Here is a 20,886-nt window from a genome sequence, read left to right as displayed (position 1 = left end):
ACCGTGTACCGACCTGCACAGGGCCACGCCCCTACCAGGCGGTGGGCAAGACCAACCCGACTGGCACGGACCCTCCAGACGACGGCAACCCTTCCGGGGCGGTCCCGCCAGCCCTACCGAAATCGACCGTGCCGCCGGCGAAGTGCGCGTCCTTGAAGGAGACGTTGCCGCCAGCGAACTGTGTGCGGTTGAAGGTGACGTCGCCGCCAGTGAACTCGGCGCGGTCGAAGGAAGCGTTGCCGCTGGTGAACACCACGCCATCGAAGGAGACGCTGCTGCTGGCAAACCGCGCCCGGTCGAAGGAGACGTGTCCGGTGAACTGCGCATCCTCGAACGAGACGTGGCCGAGGAAGTGCGCACCCTCGAAGTCGCCACCGTCGAGTACCACGCTGGTGAAGTCGAAGCTGTGGTCGCGCCAGGAGTGGGAGTGTTCGACGCCAAGTCGGAGATGATCACGAATGAGACGGATGACGGTATGGCGGACCTGCCGCAGTTCTAGGTAGGAATGACGAGCCAGGGTGTCGCCTGCCGGCAGGTCGCACTCCGCCGTGTGGGGCAGGCGCAGATAGGCGCACAGGACGTCGACGCAGGACTGGCGTAGTGCCCTCGTGGGCGCGTCGTCGGCGAGGTGTGCCAAGGCATGGACGCCGCCAAGGCGGACCGCGGCGGAGGCATCACCTAGCTGGGAAACCGCGACGGTGAACCGCTCACTGTGCAGGCGAGTCGCATCTCGCAACGCCCCGTCCTCGTCGACTCGCTGACGCCGGTAAGCCACGACCAGGGCGACCAGACCGCCGGCCCCGGCGACCACACCGAAAGACAGCTTCACCAGCTCGAAGAGCGTCTTGGAGTCGATGTGCGGTTCGGCCTTGAGCTTCTGGGCATCGAGCAGGTCCCAGCCGGCGTAGAAGACGCTGCTGGCGACTGCCAGCGCGGCGACGAAGGCCAGGGGAAGGACGATCCACACGTGCCACAGACGCAGACCGCGTCGACGCTCCCGGGTGCGGGCAAGAAGAGGAGTCACGACCGGCAGGACGACCCAGCCCTCCCGGCGGTTGCGTTCTGCGCTGCCTGCGGTCCGACACGCCTGCCACCGATCACATATGCGGGACACAGACACTACAAATAACGGTACGAACGAAGGGGCGTGAAGAAGCATCATGGAGCAAACCGGGACGAGCGCGGACGTTCGACACGTCGTGACGCCCACCGTGGTGCTGCTGCCGGCGTCCGCCGGTCCGGTCGCCGGGACCGCCGAGACGTTCACCCCCGACGTGCTCGCCAAGTTCCAGGAGCTGGGGGAGCGCAGCGCGCAGCACGAGAAGAATCTCCGGCCGAAGAACACCTCCGACTCCTACGCCGCCGACTGGAAGCAGTGGGAGCAGTTCTGTGCGCTGCTCGAACTCCCCGTCACCGCCATCACCCCGGGCAGCCTGACCGCGTTCGTGGAGTGGCTGTGGTGGCAGCCCGGTTGGAAGGAAGGCACCTACACCGCGCCCTCGACCATCGACCGCCGCCTGTCCGGCGTCGTCGTCACCGGCCGCACCGGCCACCACCTGGTCCTCGACAAGACCGTGGCCGCCCGCGCCCGCCGGGTACTCAAGGCCAAGGTGAAGGAGATGGAGAAGACGAAGGAGACCCGGGGTCGTGGCCTGGCGCCCGCCCTGCTCGCCGAGCACCTGCGCGCCAGCGTCATCGCCGCGCCGGACAACCGGCTGGGTATCCGGGGCCGCTCCATCGGGCTGACCGCGTTCGCCATCGCCGGGCGCGAGCACGAGGTCGCCTTCCTGCGAGTGCGCGACTTCGTCTAGACCGAGCATGGCATGGAGGTCGACGTGCGGGTCTCGAAGACCAAGCCCAGGAAGGTGAAGGTGCCGTTCGGCTCTCGCCCCGGCAGCTGCCCGGTGCGCGCGTGGCGGGTCTGGAAGGAGTCGGCCGCCCTCACCGACCCGGACGACTTCGCGTACAAGCCGCTGCACAACCGCTGGCACACCGTCATGGAGGGCGGGCTCGACCCGGAGACCATCGGCGACGTCATCACCCGGCTGGGCAAGTGGGCCGAGCTGGACTTCCGGCCCACCGGGCACTCCCCGCGCCGCGGGCTGGCCACCAGCTCCAAGCGCGCCGGCAACGACCGCAAGGTCATCGCCAAGCAAGGCGGATGGGTCGAGAACAGCGCCGCGATGGAGGGCTACTTCGAGGACGGCGACGGCTGGGAGGAGAACGCCCTGGTCAAGGCATTGTAGGGCGAACGGACGCAGACCCGGGCCACGCAGTGCAGCAGGGGCCCCGTCAAATCTGACGGGGCCCCGCGCTTGCCTGGGCTACTTCTTCGGCTGGCTCTGCTTACGCCGCAGCTCACGGATGCGTTCCTGCTCCGCGAACAACCGCCGGTTCTCCTCCACCAGCGACAGCCGCTTTGGCTTGGCCGCCCGTTCCTTCTGCTTCGCCGCCCGGCGTTCCTTCGTGAACGCCTGCGCCTTCTTCTCGCAGTCCGGGTGTACCGGCTTGCCCCGGGCGGGCCCCTGCTCCCGGCTCACCCACACCTTGCCCTTGATCGGGTCGGCGCACATCGCGCACACGGTCGGGCCCCGCCGCCGCGGCGCCGGCATCGTCTTCCGCGCCGCCTTCGCCGCCCGGGTCTCCGTCGATCCGTCGGCCCGGGTCACCGTCACCAGCGACGCCGGCGACACGGTGTAGGAGCGCAGGTCATCCGGAGTCGCCCGGTGCTGCTGCCCCATCCTGCCCCACGGATGGGGATTTTGCTGGTCATGGGCGGAAGCGTAGAGCGCCTCGCGCTCGACCCGTGGCAACGGCGACATGACGGTGGGCGGGACCAACCGGTCCCGCCCACCAGTGCGATAAAGCTCAGCGAAGTTGTGGAGGCTTCCGGGGAGGGGGAACAGCCGGAAGGATCTCCCACAGCGGTCGCCCGCCCCGGGCCCACTGCTCCAGCACCCGCCGGTCGACCAGGTGCAGGCGCTGCTGCCGGGCGAAGTCGCGGGCAGGCGCGGAAATCCTTCCATTGGTCACCATCACGACGACGTCGCCGCCGTGCACCGGCCGACCGGTGCCGTTGAGCGTCTGCAGCTCCGGAGTCCCGACAGCCGAGCCGTCCAGCCCCTTCCTGCGGTGCTTGCACTGGATCACCCACAGTCGGCCGAGCGGATCGTGCCCCTTCACGTCGGCGCCGAGGTCACCCCTGCCGCCGCAGCGCAGCGCGTCGCGGGAGCCGTCCCGGGCCAGCAGGTCACGCACGGCGTTCTCGAAGGCGCTGTGGTGCATGACATCCAGCTGGCCGAGCGAATAGGTCAGGCCCTCGACCCGCAGCTGCGCGGACCGCATCTGGTCAACCTGCCGGTAGATCCAGCCCGCGAGGGCGAGAAGCGCCAGCAGGCCGAGCACGACCAGGACCCACCAGTGTGCCCATATCCACTGTCCGACCTTGACCAGCACCAACCCGACGGCCACGAGCCCACCCAGCGCGACGAGTAGATCGTCGTTGCTCTTGCGCCGCCGCCGACGGGGGCTCACCGGAAGCCCCTCGCCGGCACGGTGTACAGCGTCCCGCGCCCATGCCGGCCGGTGTGATCGACGTCTTCGTATCCCCTGTTCCCGGGCACGTTTCCCCCTCGTCTGCTGCTCCCCGTCGCCTTCATGACAGCACCCGGCACCGACAGTAGGCCCGCCGTCGGGATCACCCGTCTGAAAATCGCTGCCTGCTGCCCAACAGCTGCGCACAGTCGATGAGTTGGCCGCCCTGGATTGTCAGTGCCGGTCGCTACCGTCGAATGCTGCGCCGAGGAACACCCGGCCCCGCCTGGGGGCACTGCCCCCTTTCACCGCCGAGGACCGCCCGTGACCTACGTACGCCCCCACTACCGCCGCGACGGCACTTACGTCAAAGGCCACAACCGCCGCACCCGGCCGCGCACCGCACAGCCCCGTACGGCCCCCCGACGCGCCGCTTCGCGGCCCCGTCCGGTCCCCACCGGACCGACGGCCTACGTCCGTCCCTACTACCGCGCCGACGGCACCCGCGTTCGCGGGCACCACCGGTCCATCAGCCCGCGCACCATCGCCGTGGCCGCGGGCACGGGGGGCGGAGGGCTGATGCTGCTCCTGTTGCTGCTGGCTCTGGCCGGCGGCCCGGGAGCCAGCAGCAAGGCACCGGTCGGCAGTACGCCGTCGCAATCGGCATCGGTGCCGGCCACTCACCACCGGTAGGACTCGCCCCGCACCAGGGCCCGTCAGATGTGACTGGCCCCGCACAGCCAGAGACACAGCACTGGGCCCCGGGCGAATCGCCCGGGGCCCAGTCTGCTGTCTGTCGGGCCGTGGACGTGAGCCCGCCATCGGTGGTGAGCCCGCCCCGGCGGTACGGTGACGTCGATCTGCCGTACTGCGGAGGGGAAACCCAGGTGGGTCTGAAAGGGAAGAGGTTCCTGCTGCTGGCCGTCATCGTGATCGGTGTGCTGATCGGCATGGCCAACCCGCAGCCCGGCCCCTGATCAGGTGCCCGTGCCCCGGTGTCCTGGGGCGGCGCGGACGGCCGCGGAGGGATGGGCGGGGACGTGGTCGGCCGCGTGGAGTGGGCAGCGATGCCGCTGCTGGCGCGCGCCACGCTGGAGGACGAGGTCTGGCTGGTCCGCGGCGCCCGCGAGGTAGTGTCCCTGCCGGCGTGCGTGTTGATGCCCTGCGTGATTCCGGTGACCGGCCGGGTGACGAGCGCTGCAGCCTGACGGCTCGCCGGGTCGTAGGAGTCCCGGCGGGCGGCGGTGATCTCGTCTCCCGTGCGCGGCACCATGCGGAAGATCATCGCGCTGGCGATGATGGCCAGCAAGGATGATGGACAGCCCGGAGACGATCGCCGAGACGCTGTCCTTCGGCCCACCGCCACTCAGCGCGGACGCCAGCCGCAGCACGATGACCACGATGGGTGGCACATCATCGACATGCACCGCAAACGTCGGCGCCGCCCGGAGCTGATGGAGACGGCCGCTTTCGAGGCCGCGCTCGCCGACTACGTGGACGACCCGTACGACACGCTGACCGATGCCATCACCCTGTACGCGGCTGTCAGCGTCCTCAGCGAACGGCAGCGCGACGCGATCCTGCTGCACTACGGCATGGACTTCACCGCCGCTGAAGCCGCCAAAGTGACGGGCAACCAGGAATCCACCGTTCGCTCCCAGCTGCGCACCGGCCGAGAACGCCTCGCCTACATGCTCAAACTCCACTGCCCGGAGCACCCCGACGGGAAGAACCGCTCATGACCGTCCTGCCTGACGACGACCGCACCATCGACGACCTGCTCGCCTCCGCCCGCACCGCAACCGCTACGCCACCTACGACATGGCCGCCGCCGAGGCACGCCTGCGCGCCCGCCAGACCGCCCGCCACCGCCCGCCACGCCAACGCCCCGCCGATGCCGCCCCGCCGTTCTCTCGCCCATTGCGAGTTGTTGCTGCCAAAGGGCATGTCGGGAGGCAATGGCCATTGCCTCGAATGGAATGTTCTGGATGATCCGGGTGAATCGGATGGGTACAGAAAGATCCCGCGGCTGCTGCCGCGTGGGCTGCCCGGTCGCGGTCGGCGGGATGACGACTCCGCCTACGCCGGACAGCTCGTGACCTGGTCGAAGTCCCGGCTGGGCCTGACCTTGCAGACAGTCAGTCGGCCGAAGGACGCCAGTGGGTTCGTCGTCCTGCCGCTGGGTCGTCGAACGCTCCCTCGCCTGGATCATGCACGCCCGCCGGCGCGCACGCGACTACGAACGGCTCATCCAGCACTCGGAATCACTGATCGCCTGGGCGGCGATCACCATCATGACCAGGCGCATCACCCGCCGAAGCTCCCGCAGGAACGGGCAGCCGGCACCCCGCGAACTGGTCCGGGACTGACCGGTTCCAAGGACAGTGTCCTCTCCTTGCCACGATCACTCGCGCATACCGGCTCACGCGGGCGAGTCGAGCATCGCTTTGAGGATGCGTTGCAGCTCGACGCGGTCCTGGGGGGTGACCCTCGCCAACCTGCGGTCGTACTCCGCCGCGAGGGTGGCAAGTGCTCGATCGCGTGCTTTCGTGCCCTCGTCGGTCAGCACGAGCCGGTGACGCCGCAGGTCCGCCTCGTCGATCTCGCGGCGGATGAAGCCCTTGGTGACGAGGTTGCGGACGTAGACCGTCACGCTCGCCTTGGGCAGTAGTAGCGCGGTTGCGATCTCGGCCGGGTACGGCGATGCCTCCACCTCGGCCAGGACGAAGAACTCCTTCGTCTCCAACCCGAGCTCGGCCAGCTCCTCCGTGCAGGCATCCATCACGACTGCCAGCAGCCGCTGGTTCAGCGTCCACAGCTGCGCCCCGTCGACCGACATGCGGCCCTCCGTTTCATGTGCTACAGTTTCGTACTAGTTCCAGATCGTACAAGATGCTGTCTTGTACTGGGCTCCTATGGAACAACAATCTCGCGAAGGAAGCCAGTCATGATCCAGCACCTCACGATCCCGCGCGGCCCCATCAAGCTCGCCGCGAACCTCCACCTGCCCGACAACGCGGACAGCAGCGCACCGCTGCCCGCCGTGGTGCTCTCCACCCCCGGCAGCAGCGTCAAGGAGCAGATCGGCGCCAACTACGCCTCCCGTCTCGCCGCCCACGGCATCGCCGCCCTTGTCCTCGACCCCGCCCACCAGGGCCAGAGCGAGGGCGAGCCCCGCGACCTCGAAGACCCCTACCGCCGAGGCGAGGACATCTCCTACGCCATCGACGCGCTCACCACGACCCCCGGCATCGACCCGCAGCGCATCGGCGTCCTCGGCATCTGCGCCGGTGGCGGCTACGCCGTTCACACCGCCCGCACGGACCACCGCATCAAGGCGGTCGGTACGGTCGTCCCCGTCAACATCGGCAACGCGTTCCGCAGCTTCTCCCCCGACGGTCCGGCCGCAGCACTCGACGCCCTCGCGGACGCACGGACCGAAGAGGCCCGCTCCGGCGAGATGACCCGCGTGAACTGGCTGCCCGACACCCTCGAGGACGCCGCGGCAGCGGGCCTGACCGACATCGACACCACTCAGGCCATCACCTACTACCGCACCGAGCGCGGCGGCAACGAACACTCCACGAACCGGCGCCTCCTGCGCGGCGACTCCCTCCTGCTGGGCTACGACGCCTTCCACCTGGCCGATCAGCTCATGACCCAGCCCCTGCAGGTCATCCTCGCCGGACGCATCGGCAACACCGGCTCCTACGACATGGGCATGCAGCTGTGGAAGCTGGCCCCCAACCCCGTCGACCTCATGGTGATCGACGGCGCCGGCCACTACGAGATGTACGACGAACCCGCATACGTCGACGCCGCCGCCGAACGACTCACCAGCTTCTACGCGAACAACCTGTGACTGCGGGCATGGACGACGCCTCACTGGACCGGCTCAGTACGGGCAAGTATCTGCTGGTCACCAGCTACCGCAGGAACGGCACCCCGGTCGCCACCCCCGTCTGGGTGGTGCGTGACGGCGACGCGCTCGGCGTCTGGACGGCCGCGGACTCCTGGAAGGTCAAGCGGATCCGGGCCCGCGCCGACGTCCTCGTCGGCCCCTGCGATCTACGCGGCAATTCGACGGGCGACCAGGTTCCCGCCACCGCCGAGATCTGCGACGCCGCCACCACGGCCCGCTATCGGCAGCTCATCGCCCGCAAGTACGGCATCATCGGCCGCCTCAGCCTCCTCGGCAGCCGACTGCGCCGAGGTCAGGCCGGAACGCTCGGCATCCGGGTGACGCCGACGCCGTGACGCGCATGCGGAGCGCGGCGAGTGCATACTGGTCGCTCAACGCGCCTAGCCCGGCATGGTCACGGGCGCCGTCAACCTCCGGCGGGCCGGAGCCGCCTCCCGCAGGGGGAGCCGCTGCAGCCCCGGCCCTCGTCCCCGCAGCCGGTTCGCGACGAGGCTCACCTCCGCTTGCCTCACGGCCGCAAGGACCGACCCGCAGAAGGCCCGCACCGGGGGACAACGCGCAGGCCTCCCGCACGTACGCCCCCGCAGACGAGGGCGGAAGTCACCCCTGTCTGCCGTGCTGCTGGTGGGGAACGAGCAGATCCCGCTCGATCCGAGCTGGGTGAGCTGACACCGGCCGAGGTTCCGCAGTGGGGCGGGCTTTTGCGGGGTGTGCCGGAAGGGCTCGCTGCCGCGATGCAACCAGGTCAGGAGGCCCGGCTGCAGTGGCCCGATGGGCAGGAACGCAGGGTGAGGCTGGGCGGAGAGTCGTTGGTGGACGACCAGGTACGCCTGATCGTGGCCTTCCTGGGCGAGGGACCGCCCCGGCCGGGTGATGGACCGAGTCCCTTTGAAGTCCTTAGGTAGGCCGTGACTGCCTCGCTCGTCAGGTGTTGCTGGTGGGGAGGCTCCGGACGGGGCTGCGCTGGGTGCTGGTGTCGGTGCGCCGGCCCAGCTCGGTGCGCAGTTCGTGGATGACCTGGGCATAGACGGCGACGCGTTCGCGGAGCCGGTCGTTGTCCTCCCGCAAGGCTTGAGCGGCGGCTTCGGCGTCGACGGCGCGGGCGTGTAGAGGCTGGAACGCAGGTGGGATGCCGTTCGCTTCGGACTTCCGGCGGACGAATTCTTCTTTGAGGTCAACGTGCTTGTGCGTGAGGACCCAGCGCTTGACACCCGCCTCAGCGGCGAGTTGCAGCGTGGTGAGCGCCCCGGTGGACCGGGTTGGACGGCCGGCGAGGAGCCGTTGGATCGCTGCGGTGATGGCGTCGCGTTCGTCGTCGTGGTCAGTGGCCATCGTGGAGTTCTCCGGTCGAGTCGTGGGCGGCGACGATGCGTTCCAGGCGGTCGAGTTCGTGCTGTTCGCGGGCGTGTCGGAAGGCGGGAGCCAGCGGGTCGTCGACGAGCGGTCGTAGCTGCTCGATCTGGACGAGGACGTGTTCGATGTCACGGTCGGTCCGCGCGATGTTGACGCAGTTCGGGCGGCAGTCGTCGAGGTCTGGGGTGCGGCGGGTGCTGTCTTCCTCGCTGCGCAGGCGGCAGGCTGCCCGCTTGGGGTCCAGGACGCAGGTCATGCCCTTGCCGGGGAAGATCTGCAGGTCGGGGTTGGCGAGCATGGTGGTGGCGTGCCGCTTGGTGCGCAGGACTCGGCCGGCGAAGCGGGTGGCGGCCTGGACGCGGTGGTGGTAGGTCTCGGCTGCTGGGCCGCTGACCTGTTCGCCTTCACGGAGGCGCGGGTGTGCGTCAGCGAGGGCGTCCAGCCGGGCCAGCCAGTCTTCGAAGGCGAGGTCGTCGGGGAAGCCCGAGTCGTAGTTTCCGGCGTAGCCGAGGGTCATCTGGACGCGGAGGTGTCCGTATTGGATGGCGGCGGCAACCAGGCCCCGTGGCCGGCGGACGATGAACCAGGCCAGGGTGCGGCGCAGGCGAGCGGAGTAGATGACCGGGTGGACCGGGTCGGGCGGGATGCGGTCGCTGCGGCCGTGTTCGGTGCAGTAGGCCTCGACCCAGGCCAGGAATTCGGCGATGTCGTGGTTGATCCGGGTCTCCGACCGGGAGCCGCCGACGCGGCTGCGCAGGACGGTCGCGCCGTCGCGGCCGTCGGTGAACAACGTCGCCGGGAACGGCCAGGTACTCGTGTGCAGCCGCTCCAGGACGGCGACGGCGGTGGCGACGGCCTCGGTGACGACCCACGGATCGGCCCGGATCTCACCCTCGGGCATTTTGTCGCCGGCAGCGTCGCGGACACCTTTCCAGTGTCTGCCGCGCAGGGTCACCAGGCCGTGGGCGTGGTCTCGCTCGACGCAGCCGCGTTCAAGACTGAGGACTACTGGCGGAAGGGGGTTATTCCGACCGTGCACTATTCCCCTCCCACCAGTAGTCCTTGATGGGCCTCGGCGGCTTGTCAGGAGACTGAACCGCCCCGGGTTCGGTAGAGATCTCAGATTGTGGGTGTGACCTGTGGTTTCGTGAGTTCCGTGTAGTAGTTGGTCTCGTACTCAACGGGTGGGACGTGGCCTATCTCACCGTGCAGGCGTCGGTGGCAGTACCAGTCGACCCACTCGGCGGTGGCCAGCTCGACCTGGGAGAGTGTCTTCCAGGGTCGCTGTGGCTTGATCAACTCGGTTTTGAACAGGCCGATCGTGCTCTCCATCAGGGCGTTGTCGTAGGCGTCGCCGACGGAGCCGATCGAGGCCGCGATGCCGGCCGCGTCGAGGTGTTCGGCCAGCTTGAAACTGGTGTATTGGCTGCCCGCATCGCTGTGGTGTATCAACTCGCCCCGAATGTGGGGGCGTTCATCGCGGTCGCGCTGCCACAGCGCCATCTCCAGAGCGTCCAGGACGAGCTGGGTCTCCTTCGACGTCGCGGCGGACCAGCCGACGATACGGCGGGAGAAGGTGTCCACGACGAAGGCGACGTAGACCACCCCGGCCCAGGTCGCCACGTGCGTGAAATCCGCGACCCAGCAGCGGTTCGGTGCCGTGGCGACGAAGTCGCGGTCCACCCGGTCCGGTGCCCGCCCGGCTTGCTGGTCCGGGACCGTAGTGATGACCTTCTTGCCGCGGACGGCGCCGGCGATGCCCAGCTCGCGCATCAGCCGCTCCACGGTGCAGCGGGCCACCTCATGACCCTGCCGGTTCAGTTCCCGCCAGATCTTCCGTGCCCCGTAGACACGGTAGTTGTCGGTGTAGACCTGCCGGATCAGCTCCTTGAGTTCCGTGTCCCGCACGGTACGAGCGGACGGGGCGGCCAGTCGTTTCTTGTAGGCGTAGTAGGTGGAAGGGGCGATCTTGCAGTCGTGCTCGGTGAGCGTCCTGCAGATCGGCTCGACCCCGCCGAAGCGGTCCCGGTGCTCGTCGATGAACGCTACGAGCGCAGGTGTGGCCGGTCGAGCTCGGCCGCGAAGAAACTCGCCGCCGCCTTCAGGATCTCGTTCGCCCGCTTCAGCTCGGCGATCTCCTTCTTCAGCGCCTTGAGCTGGACCGATTCCTCCGTCGTCGTCCCCGGCCGTGTCCCCGCGTCGATCTCCTGCTGCTTCAGCCAGTTCCGCAGTGTCTCGCGGGAGCCGATGCCGAGCTTGTCGGTGACCGCCTGCAGGGCGGCCGTCTCGTTCGGGTAGTCGTCGCGCACCTCGGCGACCATGCGCACCGCACGACGGCGGAGCTCAAGCGGGTAACGGGAAGGTCGTGCCATGACTCGATCCTTTCATGAAATCGAGTCTCTATTCGAACCGGGGCGGTTCAGACCGTCGTCGGGGTGTCTCGCAGGGTGACGTTGGCGTGGCTCTCCTGGAAGCTCTGGTCTGAAACGAGGGTCAGCCGGGCCGTGGACTGGAACTCCGGCAGGGTGGCGGAACCGCAGGAGACCATCGTGGTCTTGAGCTTGGCGACGGTCAGGGCGAGCCCTTCGTTGAGGTCGCCTGCGTAGGGGACGTAGCCGTCCACGCCTTCCTCGAAGACCAGCCCCTGACCGCCCTGACCGTAGCGCTGCCAGTTACGGGCCCGGTTCGAGCCCTCACCCCAGTACTCCTTCACGAAGCCGTCGCGGGTAGGCAGTTTCGCGCCGGCCGCTTGGTCGAAGCGCGCGAAATATCGCCCCATCATGACGAAGTCGGCCCCCATCGCCAACGCCAGGGCCACGTGGTAGTCGTGGACCAGGCCGCCGTCGGAGCAGATCGGCACATACTCGCCGGTGCGCTCGCGGAACGCGTCCCGGGCCGTCGCGACGTCCAGCACAGCGCTGGCCTGGCCGCGGCCGATGCCCTTCTGGTCGCGAGTGATGCAGATGGAACCGCCGCCCACACCGACCTTGACGAAGTCCGCCCCCGCCTCGGCGAGGAAGGTGAACGCCTCGCCGTCGACCACGTTGCCGCCGCCGACCGGGATCTCGGGATAGTGCTTCTTCACCCAGGTCAGGGCGTGTGCTTGCCAGTCGCTGTAGCCGTCGGACGAGTCGAAGCACAGCGCGTCCGCGCCCGCCTCCACCAGGGCCGGGATGCGCTCCTGGTAGTCATGGGTGTTGACGCCCGCGCCCACGCGCAGGCGCTTGGCGGCGTCCACGACCTGGTTCGGGAATCGCTTGTTGTCCGTGTAGTCGGATCGGAACACCAGATACTGCAGGTTGCCCTCGCCGTTCAGCACGGGGAGGCAGTCCAGCCGTTCGTCCCACAGCCGGGCGTTGGCCTCGGAAAGCGTGGTGTCAGGCCCTGCATGGGGCAAGTCGGCGATGGCGGTCATCCGCCCGCTGACCGGTTCGGCCAGGTCGTGGCGTTGCGGGTGGAAGTCGCGGGAGGTCACCAGACCGAGCAGCCGTCCGGTGGCGGTCCCGTCGTGGGTGACCGCGGCGGTGCTGTGACCTGTGCGGCGCATGATGTCGACCAGGAGACCCAGGCTGTCGTCAGGCCGGACGTTTGTATCGCTGGTGACGAATCCGGCCTTGAAGTTCTTCACTTGGCAGACCGCTGCAACCTGGTCCTGGATCGACTGGTTGTGGTGCAGGAAGCTCAGACCGCCGTTGCGAGCGAGCGCGATCGCGAGTTCCGGTGTGCTGACAGCCTGCATGATCGCGGACGTGAACGGGGAGTGCAGCTCGATCGCCGACGGCTCGCCCACGATATGCCGCACCAGGGGCGTGCGCAGCTCGACCGTCGCGGGCGAGCAGTCGGTCCGGGTCCGGTTGGGCAAGAGCAGAAACTCGTTGAACGTCCGTGAGACCCCGGCGATGATCTGTGCCACTCGTTCCTCCTGACCCGTCGGCCGGGGCCCGACTGCCCCGCCGTGAAGATCCCGCCCGTGTCCCAGGGCCGGGGCAGGCAGGGGTCGGCAAGGCAGCCGTGGAGGTGCCACAAACTGCGGCAAAACCCTGACCGGCCCGTGGATCGAACGGGTGCGGTCATGACCTGGCACCTTATCGATTGGCCAGCCGCAGCACGAATCGTTCCCCTCATCGGCACTCGCCACCAGGCGGTTCCTTCAGGTCCTCGGCCCGGGCAGCGAGGTACTCGGCCCAGTCGCGTCGGGCGTAGGCGACCCAGCGGAGTGCGGTGTGGCGGTGCATCCCGGTCACGTCGGCGAGGATCGGGCTGGGGAGATCAGCAGCAAGGGCGGCCAGCGCCGCGTTGCGGGCGGTGCGGACTGCGATGCCGTGCCGGTTGAGCTTCTGGGTCATGCCGTGCGTCGAAATCGGCTTGCCCGGGACCATGCCCGGGAAGAGCCACTGGGGGCCGGGGTGGACTCGCGAGGGCACTGTCACGTTGACTGACCGGGTGGGATGATCTTCTGGTTGGTCATGCCGGGAGGGGTCGTCCGTGGGCAGCGCGCCGCCGTCGTACAAGGGGCACCGGTACCCGGTCGAGGTGATCGCGCACTGCGTGTGGCTGTACTTTCGCTTCCCGCTCAGCTTTCGCGGGGTCGGGGAACTGATGCTGGAGCGCGGCGTGCTTGTCTCCTATGAGACGGTCCGCCGCTGGTGCGCCAAGTTCGGGCAGACCTACGCCAACGGCCTGCGTCGCCGGCTGCCCCGCCCCGGGGACAAATGGCACCTGGATGAGGTCTTCATGAAGATCAACGCAGAGCGGAAGTACCTGTGGCGGGCCGTGGACGCCGACGGCACCGTCTTGGACACCCTCGTACAGAGCCGACGGGACACCGCTGCGGCCCGGCGCTTCTTCCGCAGGCTGCTGAAGAAGACCCATACGGTGCCCAGGGTGGCCGTCACCGACAAGCTGCGCTCCTGCAGCGCGGCCCACCGCGAGGTCATGCCCTCCGTTGAACACCCCTCGCACAAGGGCCTGAACAACCGGGCAGAGAACAGTCATCAGCCGACAAGGCAGCGTGAACGCGCGATGAAAGGCTTCCGCAGTACCGGTGGGGCCCAACGGTTCCTGGCTGCCTTCAGCGGCATCTCACCGCACTTCCGGCCCCACCGCCACCTGATGACCGCTCCCGGCTACCGAGCCGAGACGACCATCCGCTTTGCAATCTGGGACCAGGCCACCAGCGCCGCCGGGACCTGAACACCGCTTCGAAACCCGGCCCCGCCCCATGCCTCACGCGCTGTCAGAAAACCACTCAATAACGTGACAGTGCCGGACTGGATGCTCGTCAGCGGCGCGTAGGAGGCAGCCAGGCCTACCGCCTCCGTCGCCATGCCCGCCCCCGGCTCCGCCTGCGCAGCCAGATCCCGCAGCCGTCGCAGGCCATTCCCGCATCTGGTCCGTCGCGGCAGCGCAGCGGCATCACGCAAACAGTGAGTGATCATACTGCTGTACGCGAACTCAGGTATCACGCCAGTTCAGATTTCGCGATGGACAAGGCCCACTGCGTCAGACTTTCACTTACCGATTCAACCATACGTTCTGTAGTGCAGTTGCCATGCGCATCCACATGGATGTGCATAAATTCACCTATACCCCCTGGCGTAAGGTCCCAAAATTCCACCACCCAGCCGTCACTTCCCACCTTTCCATCACTAAGCACGGAAACGTCAATTAGCATGCCGTCGCGATTATAGGATGCCATCCTTAATTCCTTTTCAGTAAACTATACGCGGCGCCCCAGTCATGGGGCGCCGCGTATATCGGGAGTCCTTAGCTCCTAAAGGAATGCAGGAGCCATTCTCCAGCCCCTCCAGGTTGCCTGAACTGCACTCCACCCCAGGGAAGATGATACTCGATGATATTATCCCCAGTTCTATTTGTGTACCGCTGCACTGCCGCTTTCGGGTCTCCAATTATCTCTGCAAGCTTAGTACTCCAGCAGCGGTTCGTGGCCTGAGGTGCGTTTTCGGTAGTGGCAGCGGCGGGCGATGGCCTGGCGGTGTCTTCTCCAGGCGGACCAGTTCAGTGCGTGGGTGATGGGATCGCGGTCGGCTCGTGGGTGGGGCAGGAGAGTGTCCAGGAGCCGCCGGATCTCTGCCACGGTGAGCGGGACGGTGGCTGATCCGTTTCTGCAGCCCCCTTTGCCTCCCCGCCGGCCTGGGCTTGTGCTGCGAGTGCGGCCAAGACGGCGTGGGCGAGCATGGCCAGGGTGATGTGCCGATACCAGCCGACATAGCGGCGGACTTCGTACTCGTCCAGGCCGCACTCGTTCTTCGCGGCCTGGAAGCACTCCTCGATCGCCCAGCGGGAGCCGGCGATGCGGACCAGCTCGGCGATCTCGACACCCACGGGTGCGTAGGCCAGGTAGTAGGCCACATCTTCGGGGTCGGACAGGCTGCGGCGGGCCATCACCCACCGGTGATGGGTCGGCGGATCCGGATCGAAGATGATGTTGGCGGGCAACTTGGCCCCGGCCCAGTCGTAGATCCGCGGGCCCTTCGCCCCATCGCCGCAGGACAGCCGCTGCCAGGCATCATCGGGTGCTTCATCGATGAGATGGTCGATGCGCCAGATGCCGGCCAGGGACTTGATCTGCTGGGACTTGGGCACCGCCACCACGTAGCCGACGCCCGTCTGCTCGAGCAGGCGGCGGAAGTGCCAGTCCTGCCCGTAGGCCTCATCCGCGGTCACCCACGACGCCGGCAGGCCGGCGGCCAGGCAGCGGCGGACGATGTCCCGGGCCAGTTCCCCCTTGGTCGCAAAGCCTCGCCCGTCGGGGATCTTGGCCGCCCGGCAGCGGTCACGGTCGGACGTCCAGGCTTTGGGCAGGTAGAGCTCCCGGTCCACCAAGGCCCGGCCTGAGCTGGTGGCGTAGGCGGCGAACACGCCGATCTGACAGTTGTCGATTTTTCCTGAGGTGCCGGTGTACTGCCGACTGACCCCGGCTGAGGTGGTGCCCTTCTTGATGAATCCCGTGTCGTCGATGATCAGCACACCGCCCGGTCCGAGCCGTTCGGCGACGTAGGCACGGACGTCGTCACGCAGGGCGTCCGCGTCCCAGACACTGCTGTTCAGCAGCCGCTGAAAGCCGTCCGGAGTGCGGTGACCTGCCCATTCCGCAAGCTGCCAGCCGTTCTTGCGTGTCGCCCGCCCCAGCAGACCACGGACGTAGTCCCGCATCCGCCACCGCAGATCCGCCCGAGTGAACCTGCCCGCCACCCGAGCGAACACCAACTCCAACTCGCCGGCCCAGCAAGCGGCTTCACTCATCCCCTCCATACCAGGACAACGACAACCACCAGCTCAGGACACGAACCGCTGCTGGAGTATTAGAGCTTGTCTCACGTGGCGATCTTTGCGAGTTTCTTGTAGCAGGTCAGGACCGCTGCGAGCCCGAGGAAGGCCAGGAAGTGGCTGCCTTTGCGCTCGTAGCGGACGGTCAGGCGGCGGTAGCCGAAGAGCCAGGAGATCGTCCGTTCGATCTTCCAGCGGTGCCGGCCGAGACGCTCGCCGGACTCGATGCCGGGTCGGGCGATGCGCGGGACGATGCCCCGTTCACGCAGCCACCTCAGCCTCTCGGCGGAGTGGTACGCCTTGTCCGCGCGAAGCCTGCCGGGGCTGCGTCTGCGAGGGCCGCGCCGGGAACGGACGGCGGGGATGCCCAGCACCAGCGGCAGGAGTGCCTGGCTGTCATGGACGTTCGCCCCCGAGACGCCAAGGGCGAGAGGGAGGCCCTGGGCGTCGGACAGGACGTGGAGCTTGCTGCCCTTCTTGCCCCGGTCGACCGGATTGCGCCCGGTCAGCGATCCCCCTTTTTCGCCCGGACGGAGGCGGCGTCCACGATCACCGAGGTCCAGTCCACCTCGCCGCGGGCGCCGAGTTCGTCCAGGACGGCCTGGTGCAGCCGCCGCCACAGCCCGTCCTTGGTCCATGCGGAGAACCGGCGGTGGGCGGTGGCCGGTGAGACGCCGAACGTCTCCGGCAGATGCCGCCAGACGCAGCCGCTGGTCAGCACGTACACCACGGCCGTGAACACCGCTCGCTCATCCACCGGGGCCGTGCCTCCGCCTTGCGGACGGGAAGCGAACGAAGGCAGCAACGGTGCCACGAGCGACCAGAGTTCGTCAGGAACCAACCGCTGCGACAAACCAACACCCATGGCACGGCATCATGCCGCATCAACCTCACACCACGTGAGACACCCTCTTAGTCATCAGGCGGCACCTGCCAGCCCACGCGCTGCCGAGTGCAGGGCGGCGTTCTCCAGGGGAGCTGGCGGGGTTGGCACGTCCTGCGGTGCCGGTTCAGATCCGGCCCGTTCGGGGAGATCGGCGACGGCAGCGGTTAACGCGTCCTTGGACCGGCGCAGCCACAGGACGGGTATGCGAAGCGGGGACCGGGCCGCCGCGCACTGCTCCCCGGCCAGCCACGGCGACCGCGAGCCGGCGGCGGTCCTGTCCACCGCGACCCGCGTGTCCACCCCGTGCCCCACGCAGCCCGCGACAGCCTTCCACGTCAGCACATCGGCCACCGCCTCCGTCATCGTCACTGCGCCAACCCGGGTTAACCGGAGGTCTGCCTCGTGGCTCGACGCCACCGCGTGATTGGGCAATCGCCCGTCCGGATCACGTCCCGCACCGGTCTCGCCGCAGCGCCGCTCGATGCCCAGAACCAGGAGAGAGTCCACGCCCCTCCTTATAGCCATGAATTTTTTGTTGCGAGTAGTGTGCAATAAAGCTCCGTGGGCGTGCACCCAGCGCACAAGGCTGGAGGAGTCACAGGTGCGGGCAGCGATCCGTGCCGCCATCCCAGACCGGATGTGGGGTGCTGTTCTGCCTGACAGCGTCCGTCCCATGGACAGCACCCCCCATCCACTTCCATCGGTCGGGTGTCCAGGACTGGGTGGCCGGCCTAGCTCTGAACACCAGCGGCGTCGTCGGCCTGTTCTTCGCTGCCCAAGCCGTCGCCCTGCTGGTGTGGAAGTCCCGCAGGGGCGAGGAGAAGCGGACTGCGGGCTGGTCCATTGGGTGCCGGCGGAGCAGGCTGCCGAGCAGGGCGGCTTGTGGCGCCGCCCGCGGTAAAGGAACCGCCACGCTCCCTGCCTGTCAGGTGCTGCAGTGAGTGCACCGCCCGTAGATGAGAAGCACCCCATCAGGGTTGGGCCGCAGACCCCTCAGCTCCTGGATCCTGCCCACCGCCTCGGTCAAATGCCGACTCGACAGGCCTGCGACGCTGCCGCACTCTCGGCACACGGTGTGGTGGTGCGGTTCTCCGGTGATGCCGTAGCGCGCCGGGCCCGGACCGTGCACCGCGTGGATGAGGCCCACGGCTGTCAGTGCGTCCAACGCGCGATAGACGGTGGTGGTGTTCACGGCATGCCCGGACCGAGCCAGTTCCTCGCAGGCTTCGGCCGGGGAGAGATGGCGTTCGGAAGCGGACAGCAGGGTCAGTAAACGGACTCGGCCCGCAGTGCAGCGCAACCCGCGCCGCTTCAGCCGCACGTGGGCATCCGACCCTGTCGCTGCGTCATGTGCCGACCGCTGGACAGCCCTCACGGCTTCCGCCCTTTCCCATGACCGTGCCATACGGCGAGGTTTTGGTTCCAACTGCCCCGGCACGGCCCCGAGTCCTAGGTCCAATGCCTGATCAGCAGTCATACTTCTTGCTGATAGTGTGCATCTGCACATCATTCGCAATTATGTCGGAGGACGTTGGACATGCCGGTGTACACGCTCCCGGAACTTCCGTACGACTACTCGGCGCTCGCTCCGGTCATCAGCCCTGAGATCATCGAGCTGCACCACGACAAGCACCACGCGGCGTATGTGAAGGGCGCCAACGACACGCTGGAGCAGCTGGCGGAGGCACGGGACAAGGAGACCTGGGGCTCGATCAACGGCCTGGAGAAGAACCTGGCCTTCCACCTGTCCGGCCACATCCTGCACTCGATCTACTGGCAGAACATGACCGGCCCGAAGGAGGGCGGCGGCGAGCCGCTGGCCGCCGACGGCGTGGGCGACCTCGCGGATGCGATCACCGAGTCCTTCGGCTCCTTCGCCGGCTTCAAGGCCCAGCTCACCAAAGCCGCCGCCACCACCCAGGGCTCCGGCTGGGGCGTTCTTGCCTACGAGCCCGTCAGCGGCCGGCTGATCGTCGAGCAGGTCTACGACCACCAGGGCAACGTCGGCCAGGGCTCCACCCCGATCCTCGTCTTCGACGCCTGGGAGCACGCCTTCTACCTGCAGTACAAGAACCAGAAGGTCGACTTCATCGACGCCATGTGGGCCGTCGTCAACTGGCAGGACGTGGCCCGGCGCTACGCCGCCGCCAAGGAGCGCGGCGACAGCCTGCTGCTTGCCCCGTGACGCCGTAGCAGCGCCGCACAGACGTCCTGCTCGTGATCGTCTTCTCACCCTTCACGTAGCAGGCGGTACGACGGACGGCTCCCGCAGGCCGGATGCCTGCGGGAGCTTTCCTATGCCCGACGGGGCCCGGCCGGTGACCTCGTTCCAGTGCAGGACGCGGCCACACCAGCGGTGCAGGAGGGCGTGGTCGTGGCCCACGGCGAGCAGACCGGCACCGGTGGCTGCGCGGTAGTCCTCGACGGCCGCCACCAGGGCGGCCGTGGTGGAGGCATCTAGCATCGCGGTCATCTCGTCGCAGATCAGCCAGCGCGGGCGCAGGACCAGGGCGCGGGCGAGGCAGGCGCGCTGGAGCTGGCCGTCGCTGACCTCGTGGGGGCGGCGGTCCAGGAGGTCGGGGGTGAGGCCGACGGCCGGGGCCAGTTCGGTGATGCGGTCCGGTACTTCGTCGCGGCGGCCGGTTGCGCGCAGGGGCTCGGCGATCAGGTCGGTGAGCCGCAGCCGGGGGTCGGCGGACAGCCGGGGCTGCTGGAAGACGACGCCGATGGCGGTGCGCAGGTCACGGGGTGCGCGGTGCCGCCAGCGCCGTACGGGCTTGCCGTCCAGGACAAGGGTGCCCGACTCGGGGCGGTGCAGCAGGGCTGCGACGCGGGCGAGGGTTGATTTGCCGCAGCCGCTGGGGCCGAGCAGGCCGACGGCCTCACCGGGTGCGACGGTCAGGGAGGCGTCGCGGACGACGGGGGCTTTCCTGTCGTATCCGGCGGTGATGGCGTGCAGTTCAAGCACTGAGGTCCTCCGGTACGTGCGGGTGGTGGCAGGCGATGCCGCCGGCCGTCGGCGGGAGGGCGGCGCAGGCGTCGGTGGCCTGCTCGCAGCGCGGGGCGAAGGCGCACCCGTCAGGAAGGTCGCCGAGTTCGGGCGGCATACCGGGAATCGGAAGGAAGGCGCGCTCGGGCAGGGCCTGGAGAAGGCCCCTGCTGTAGGGGTGGCGGGGGCCGTGAGGGCCGAAGAAGACGTCCGCGTCGGCGAGTTCGACGATCCGGCCCGCGTACATCACGGCCACGCGGTCGGCGATGCGTTCGGCGGCGGCCAGGTCATGGGTGATCACCAGCAGGGCCCGGTCGCCGTCGTCGACGTGGCGTCGCAGTTCGTCCACCGTGTGGTCCACCAGGTCGCGGTCGAGGCCGGTCGTGGGTTCGTCGGCGAGCAGCAGGGGCGCGTCGCCGACGAGGGCGAGGGCGGTGGCGGCGCGCTGGGCCAAGCCGCCGGAGAGCTGGTGCGGGTGGCCGTCGAGGTGGTCGGCGGGGAAGGCGGCGCGTTCGGCAGCGCTCTCGGCTGCCGAACGGACGGCTGCACGCCCTCGTGCGTCGGTCAGCGCGCCGACCGTCTCCTCCAGCTGGGAGCGCACCGTGCGCACCGGCGTCAGATGCGCGGCGGGGCTCTGCGGGATGAGCCCGATCAGGCGGCCCCGCACCGTCCGCGTGAGAGTTCGTTCGTCGGCCGCGAGCAGGTCCAGCTCGCCTAGGCGCGCCTGGCCCGCACTCTGGGCGTTGGCGGGGAGCAGCCCGAGCAGGGCGGAGGCGAGAACCGACTTGCCGCAGCCGCTCTCGCCGATCAGGGCGAGACACTCGCCGGCCGCCACGTCGAAGTGGGCGTCGGTGACGGCGGCGATCCGGCGGCCACCGGGCATGAGGAAGCGCACGGACAGCCCGCGCACCG

Annotated in this window: 25 protein-coding genes and 2 pseudogenes; 11 read left to right on the top strand and 16 right to left on the bottom strand. The window is 68.5% G+C overall.

Annotated features, from left to right (window positions below; genetic code table 11):
• Nucleotides 1-31 precede the first annotated feature (31 nt).
• Complete coding sequence (locus QQY24_RS00380; protein ID WP_301970662.1) at nucleotides 32-1,024, bottom strand: pentapeptide repeat-containing protein; 993 nt, start codon at nucleotides 1,022-1,024, stop codon at nucleotides 32-34.
• Nucleotides 1,025-1,160: 136 nt separating this feature from the next.
• On the opposite strand from QQY24_RS00380, the gene QQY24_RS00375 reads away from it, so the two are divergent.
• Together QQY24_RS00375 and QQY24_RS00370 are read left to right on the top strand one after the other, a co-directional pair.
• On the top strand, nucleotides 1,161-1,811 hold the full coding sequence (locus tag QQY24_RS00375; RefSeq protein ID WP_301970661.1) for a hypothetical protein: 651 nt from the start codon (nucleotides 1,161-1,163) through the stop codon (nucleotides 1,809-1,811).
• Between the two features lie 12 nt (nucleotides 1,812-1,823).
• On the top strand, nucleotides 1,824-2,246 hold the full coding sequence (locus QQY24_RS00370; RefSeq protein WP_301970660.1) for a hypothetical protein: 423 nt from the start codon (nucleotides 1,824-1,826) through the stop codon (nucleotides 2,244-2,246).
• A gap of 78 nt (nucleotides 2,247-2,324) precedes the next feature.
• Here QQY24_RS00370 and QQY24_RS00365 read toward each other — a convergent pair whose 3' ends face one another.
• Both QQY24_RS00365 and QQY24_RS00360 read right to left on the bottom strand, forming a co-directional pair.
• Complete coding sequence (locus tag QQY24_RS00365) at nucleotides 2,325-2,822, bottom strand: hypothetical protein (RefSeq protein ID WP_301970659.1); 498 nt, start codon at nucleotides 2,820-2,822, stop codon at nucleotides 2,325-2,327.
• 46 nt (nucleotides 2,823-2,868) lie between these two features.
• Complete coding sequence (locus tag QQY24_RS00360; protein WP_301970658.1) at nucleotides 2,869-3,534, bottom strand: restriction endonuclease; 666 nt, start codon at nucleotides 3,532-3,534, stop codon at nucleotides 2,869-2,871.
• A gap of 324 nt (nucleotides 3,535-3,858) precedes the next feature.
• Between QQY24_RS00360 and QQY24_RS00355 the strand changes: the two genes are divergently transcribed.
• From QQY24_RS00355 to QQY24_RS00340, 4 genes and pseudogenes are all read left to right on the top strand, one after another.
• On the top strand, nucleotides 3,859-4,227 hold the full coding sequence (locus tag QQY24_RS00355; protein ID WP_301970657.1) for a hypothetical protein: 369 nt from the start codon (nucleotides 3,859-3,861) through the stop codon (nucleotides 4,225-4,227).
• 302 nt (nucleotides 4,228-4,529) lie between these two features.
• Nucleotides 4,530-4,742 carry a hypothetical protein gene (locus QQY24_RS00350; protein ID WP_301970656.1) on the top strand — a complete coding sequence of 71 codons (213 nt, stop codon included), beginning with the start codon at nucleotides 4,530-4,532 and terminating at the stop codon, nucleotides 4,740-4,742.
• Nucleotides 4,743-4,805: 63 nt separating this feature from the next.
• On the top strand, nucleotides 4,806-5,276 hold the full coding sequence (locus QQY24_RS00345; protein WP_301970655.1) for an RNA polymerase sigma factor: 471 nt from the start codon (nucleotides 4,806-4,808) through the stop codon (nucleotides 5,274-5,276).
• Between the two features lie 329 nt (nucleotides 5,277-5,605).
• Nucleotides 5,606-5,846, top strand: a pseudogene (locus QQY24_RS00340) (IS5/IS1182 family transposase); the annotation flags it as partial.
• A gap of 110 nt (nucleotides 5,847-5,956) precedes the next feature.
• On the opposite strand, the gene QQY24_RS00335 reads toward QQY24_RS00340, so the two are convergent.
• Entirely contained in the window at nucleotides 5,957-6,373 is a 417-nt protein-coding gene (locus QQY24_RS00335; protein WP_301970654.1) for a MarR family winged helix-turn-helix transcriptional regulator, read from the bottom strand.
• A gap of 15 nt (nucleotides 6,374-6,388) precedes the next feature.
• Here QQY24_RS00335 and QQY24_RS00330 point away from each other — a divergent pair, with 15 nt between their 5' ends.
• A complete protein-coding gene (locus tag QQY24_RS00330; RefSeq protein ID WP_301970653.1) occupies nucleotides 6,389-7,396 on the top strand; it encodes an alpha/beta hydrolase in 1,008 nt (335 codons plus the stop codon).
• Nucleotides 7,397-7,404: 8 nt separating this feature from the next.
• Nucleotides 7,405-7,791: a PPOX class F420-dependent oxidoreductase gene (locus tag QQY24_RS00325; RefSeq protein ID WP_301970652.1), complete on the top strand. Its 387-nt coding sequence runs from the start codon at nucleotides 7,405-7,407 to the stop codon at nucleotides 7,789-7,791.
• A gap of 589 nt (nucleotides 7,792-8,380) precedes the next feature.
• On the opposite strand, the gene QQY24_RS00320 is transcribed toward QQY24_RS00325, so the two are convergent.
• The 5 genes from QQY24_RS00320 to QQY24_RS00300 form a co-directional block, all read right to left on the bottom strand.
• Nucleotides 8,381-8,788 carry a hypothetical protein gene (locus tag QQY24_RS00320; RefSeq protein WP_301970651.1) on the bottom strand — a complete coding sequence of 136 codons (408 nt, stop codon included), beginning with the start codon at nucleotides 8,786-8,788 and terminating at the stop codon, nucleotides 8,381-8,383.
• The gene (locus QQY24_RS00315; protein ID WP_301970650.1) at nucleotides 8,778-9,710 is read right to left on the bottom strand and encodes a hypothetical protein; all 933 of its coding nucleotides are present in this window, start codon (nucleotides 9,708-9,710) and stop codon (nucleotides 8,778-8,780) included. Before QQY24_RS00315 ends, QQY24_RS00320 begins: the two co-directional genes overlap by 11 nt.
• A gap of 218 nt (nucleotides 9,711-9,928) precedes the next feature.
• Nucleotides 9,929-11,181 (bottom strand): IS3 family transposase gene (locus QQY24_RS00310; RefSeq protein ID WP_301970649.1). Its coding sequence is split into 2 segments (ribosomal slippage): nucleotides 9,929-10,899 and nucleotides 10,899-11,181, totalling 1,254 coding nucleotides; the frame shifts between segments, so codons are not numbered across the junction.
• 47 nt (nucleotides 11,182-11,228) lie between these two features.
• A complete protein-coding gene (locus QQY24_RS00305) occupies nucleotides 11,229-12,722 on the bottom strand; it encodes an IMP dehydrogenase (protein ID WP_301970648.1) in 1,494 nt (497 codons plus the stop codon).
• A 208-nt stretch (nucleotides 12,723-12,930) separates the two neighbouring features.
• Entirely contained in the window at nucleotides 12,931-13,155 is a 225-nt protein-coding gene (locus QQY24_RS00300) for a hypothetical protein (protein WP_301970647.1), read from the bottom strand.
• A gap of 139 nt (nucleotides 13,156-13,294) precedes the next feature.
• Here QQY24_RS00300 and QQY24_RS00295 point away from each other — a divergent pair, with 139 nt between their 5' ends.
• Nucleotides 13,295-14,002, top strand: a complete 708-nt coding sequence (locus tag QQY24_RS00295) for an IS6 family transposase (RefSeq protein WP_301970646.1) — start codon at nucleotides 13,295-13,297, stop codon at nucleotides 14,000-14,002.
• Nucleotides 14,003-14,270: 268 nt separating this feature from the next.
• On the opposite strand, the gene QQY24_RS00290 is transcribed toward QQY24_RS00295, so the two are convergent.
• The 4 genes from QQY24_RS00290 to QQY24_RS00275 form a co-directional block, all read right to left on the bottom strand.
• A complete protein-coding gene (locus tag QQY24_RS00290; protein WP_301970645.1) occupies nucleotides 14,271-14,507 on the bottom strand; it encodes a hypothetical protein in 237 nt (78 codons plus the stop codon).
• A gap of 320 nt (nucleotides 14,508-14,827) precedes the next feature.
• A complete protein-coding gene (locus tag QQY24_RS00285; protein WP_301970644.1) occupies nucleotides 14,828-16,084 on the bottom strand; it encodes an IS701 family transposase in 1,257 nt (418 codons plus the stop codon).
• Between the two features lie 62 nt (nucleotides 16,085-16,146).
• A protein-coding gene (locus QQY24_RS00280) for an IS5 family transposase (protein ID WP_301976091.1) occupies nucleotides 16,147-16,952 on the bottom strand; the annotation gives its coding sequence in 2 pieces (ribosomal slippage) (nucleotides 16,147-16,607 and nucleotides 16,607-16,952; 807 coding nt in all).
• 66 nt (nucleotides 16,953-17,018) lie between these two features.
• On the bottom strand, nucleotides 17,019-17,492 hold the full coding sequence (locus QQY24_RS00275; protein ID WP_301970613.1) for a hypothetical protein: 474 nt from the start codon (nucleotides 17,490-17,492) through the stop codon (nucleotides 17,019-17,021).
• Nucleotides 17,493-17,701: 209 nt separating this feature from the next.
• Between QQY24_RS00275 and QQY24_RS00270 the strand changes: the two are divergent.
• Nucleotides 17,702-17,818, top strand: a pseudogene (locus QQY24_RS00270) (HoxN/HupN/NixA family nickel/cobalt transporter); the annotation flags it as partial.
• Nucleotides 17,819-17,910: 92 nt separating this feature from the next.
• Here the strand turns inward: QQY24_RS00270 and QQY24_RS00265 are convergent.
• A complete protein-coding gene (locus QQY24_RS00265) occupies nucleotides 17,911-18,306 on the bottom strand; it encodes a Fur family transcriptional regulator (RefSeq protein ID WP_301970614.1) in 396 nt (131 codons plus the stop codon).
• Nucleotides 18,307-18,522: 216 nt separating this feature from the next.
• On the opposite strand from QQY24_RS00265, the gene QQY24_RS00260 reads away from it, so the two are divergent.
• Nucleotides 18,523-19,170, top strand: coding sequence for a superoxide dismutase (locus tag QQY24_RS00260; protein ID WP_301970643.1), 648 nt, complete (start codon nucleotides 18,523-18,525; stop codon nucleotides 19,168-19,170).
• A 51-nt stretch (nucleotides 19,171-19,221) separates the two neighbouring features.
• Here QQY24_RS00260 and QQY24_RS00255 read toward each other — a convergent pair whose 3' ends face one another.
• Both QQY24_RS00255 and QQY24_RS00250 read right to left on the bottom strand, forming a co-directional pair.
• Entirely contained in the window at nucleotides 19,222-19,953 is a 732-nt protein-coding gene (locus QQY24_RS00255; protein ID WP_301970642.1) for an ABC transporter ATP-binding protein, read from the bottom strand.
• Nucleotides 19,946-20,857 (bottom strand): ABC transporter ATP-binding protein, encoded by a 912-nt coding sequence (locus QQY24_RS00250; protein ID WP_301976090.1) that lies wholly within the window; start codon nucleotides 20,855-20,857, stop codon nucleotides 19,946-19,948. The genes QQY24_RS00255 and QQY24_RS00250 overlap by 8 nt, the downstream gene beginning before the upstream one ends.
• Nucleotides 20,858-20,886: the final 29 nt, after the last annotated feature.

Origin of the sequence: Streptomyces sp. TG1A-8, from assembly GCF_030499535.1 — a bacterium.
Taxonomy (GTDB): domain Bacteria; phylum Actinomycetota; class Actinomycetes; order Streptomycetales; family Streptomycetaceae; genus Streptomyces.
The sequence above is the reverse complement of the archived record's forward strand: the minus strand, read 5'-3'. Positions and strand labels throughout refer to the sequence as shown.

Excerpts from the sequence above, each read along its gene's own strand:
- QQY24_RS00315 (WP_301970650.1), bottom strand. The coding sequence starts at position 9,710 with ATGCCCGAGGGTGAGATCCGGGCCGATCCGTGGGTCGTCACCGAGGCC.
- QQY24_RS00335 (WP_301970654.1), bottom strand. The coding sequence starts at position 6,373 with ATGTCGGTCGACGGGGCGCAGCTGTGGACGCTGAACCAGCGGCTGCTG.
- QQY24_RS00250 (WP_301976090.1), bottom strand. The coding sequence starts at position 20,857 with ATGCCCGGTGGCCGCCGGATCGCCGCCGTCACCGACGCCCACTTCGAC.
- QQY24_RS00345 (WP_301970655.1), top strand. The coding sequence starts at position 4,806 with ATGCGGAAGATCATCGCGCTGGCGATGATGGCCAGCAAGGATGATGGA.
- QQY24_RS00365 (WP_301970659.1), bottom strand. The coding sequence starts at position 2,822 with ATGTCGCCGTTGCCACGGGTCGAGCGCGAGGCGCTCTACGCTTCCGCC.
- QQY24_RS00300 (WP_301970647.1), bottom strand. The coding sequence starts at position 13,155 with ATGACCCAGAAGCTCAACCGGCACGGCATCGCAGTCCGCACCGCCCGC.
- QQY24_RS00320 (WP_301970651.1), bottom strand. The coding sequence starts at position 8,788 with ATGGCCACTGACCACGACGACGAACGCGACGCCATCACCGCAGCGATC.
- QQY24_RS00260 (WP_301970643.1), top strand. The coding sequence starts at position 18,523 with ATGCCGGTGTACACGCTCCCGGAACTTCCGTACGACTACTCGGCGCTC.
- QQY24_RS00325 (WP_301970652.1), top strand. The coding sequence starts at position 7,405 with ATGGACGACGCCTCACTGGACCGGCTCAGTACGGGCAAGTATCTGCTG.
- QQY24_RS00290 (WP_301970645.1), bottom strand. The coding sequence starts at position 14,507 with ATGGCATCCTATAATCGCGACGGCATGCTAATTGACGTTTCCGTGCTT.
- QQY24_RS00285 (WP_301970644.1), bottom strand. The coding sequence starts at position 16,084 with ATGGAGGGGATGAGTGAAGCCGCTTGCTGGGCCGGCGAGTTGGAGTTG.
- QQY24_RS00330 (WP_301970653.1), top strand. The coding sequence starts at position 6,389 with ATGTGCTACAGTTTCGTACTAGTTCCAGATCGTACAAGATGCTGTCTT.
- QQY24_RS00370 (WP_301970660.1), top strand. The coding sequence starts at position 1,824 with ATGGAGGTCGACGTGCGGGTCTCGAAGACCAAGCCCAGGAAGGTGAAG.
- QQY24_RS00375 (WP_301970661.1), top strand. The coding sequence starts at position 1,161 with ATGGAGCAAACCGGGACGAGCGCGGACGTTCGACACGTCGTGACGCCC.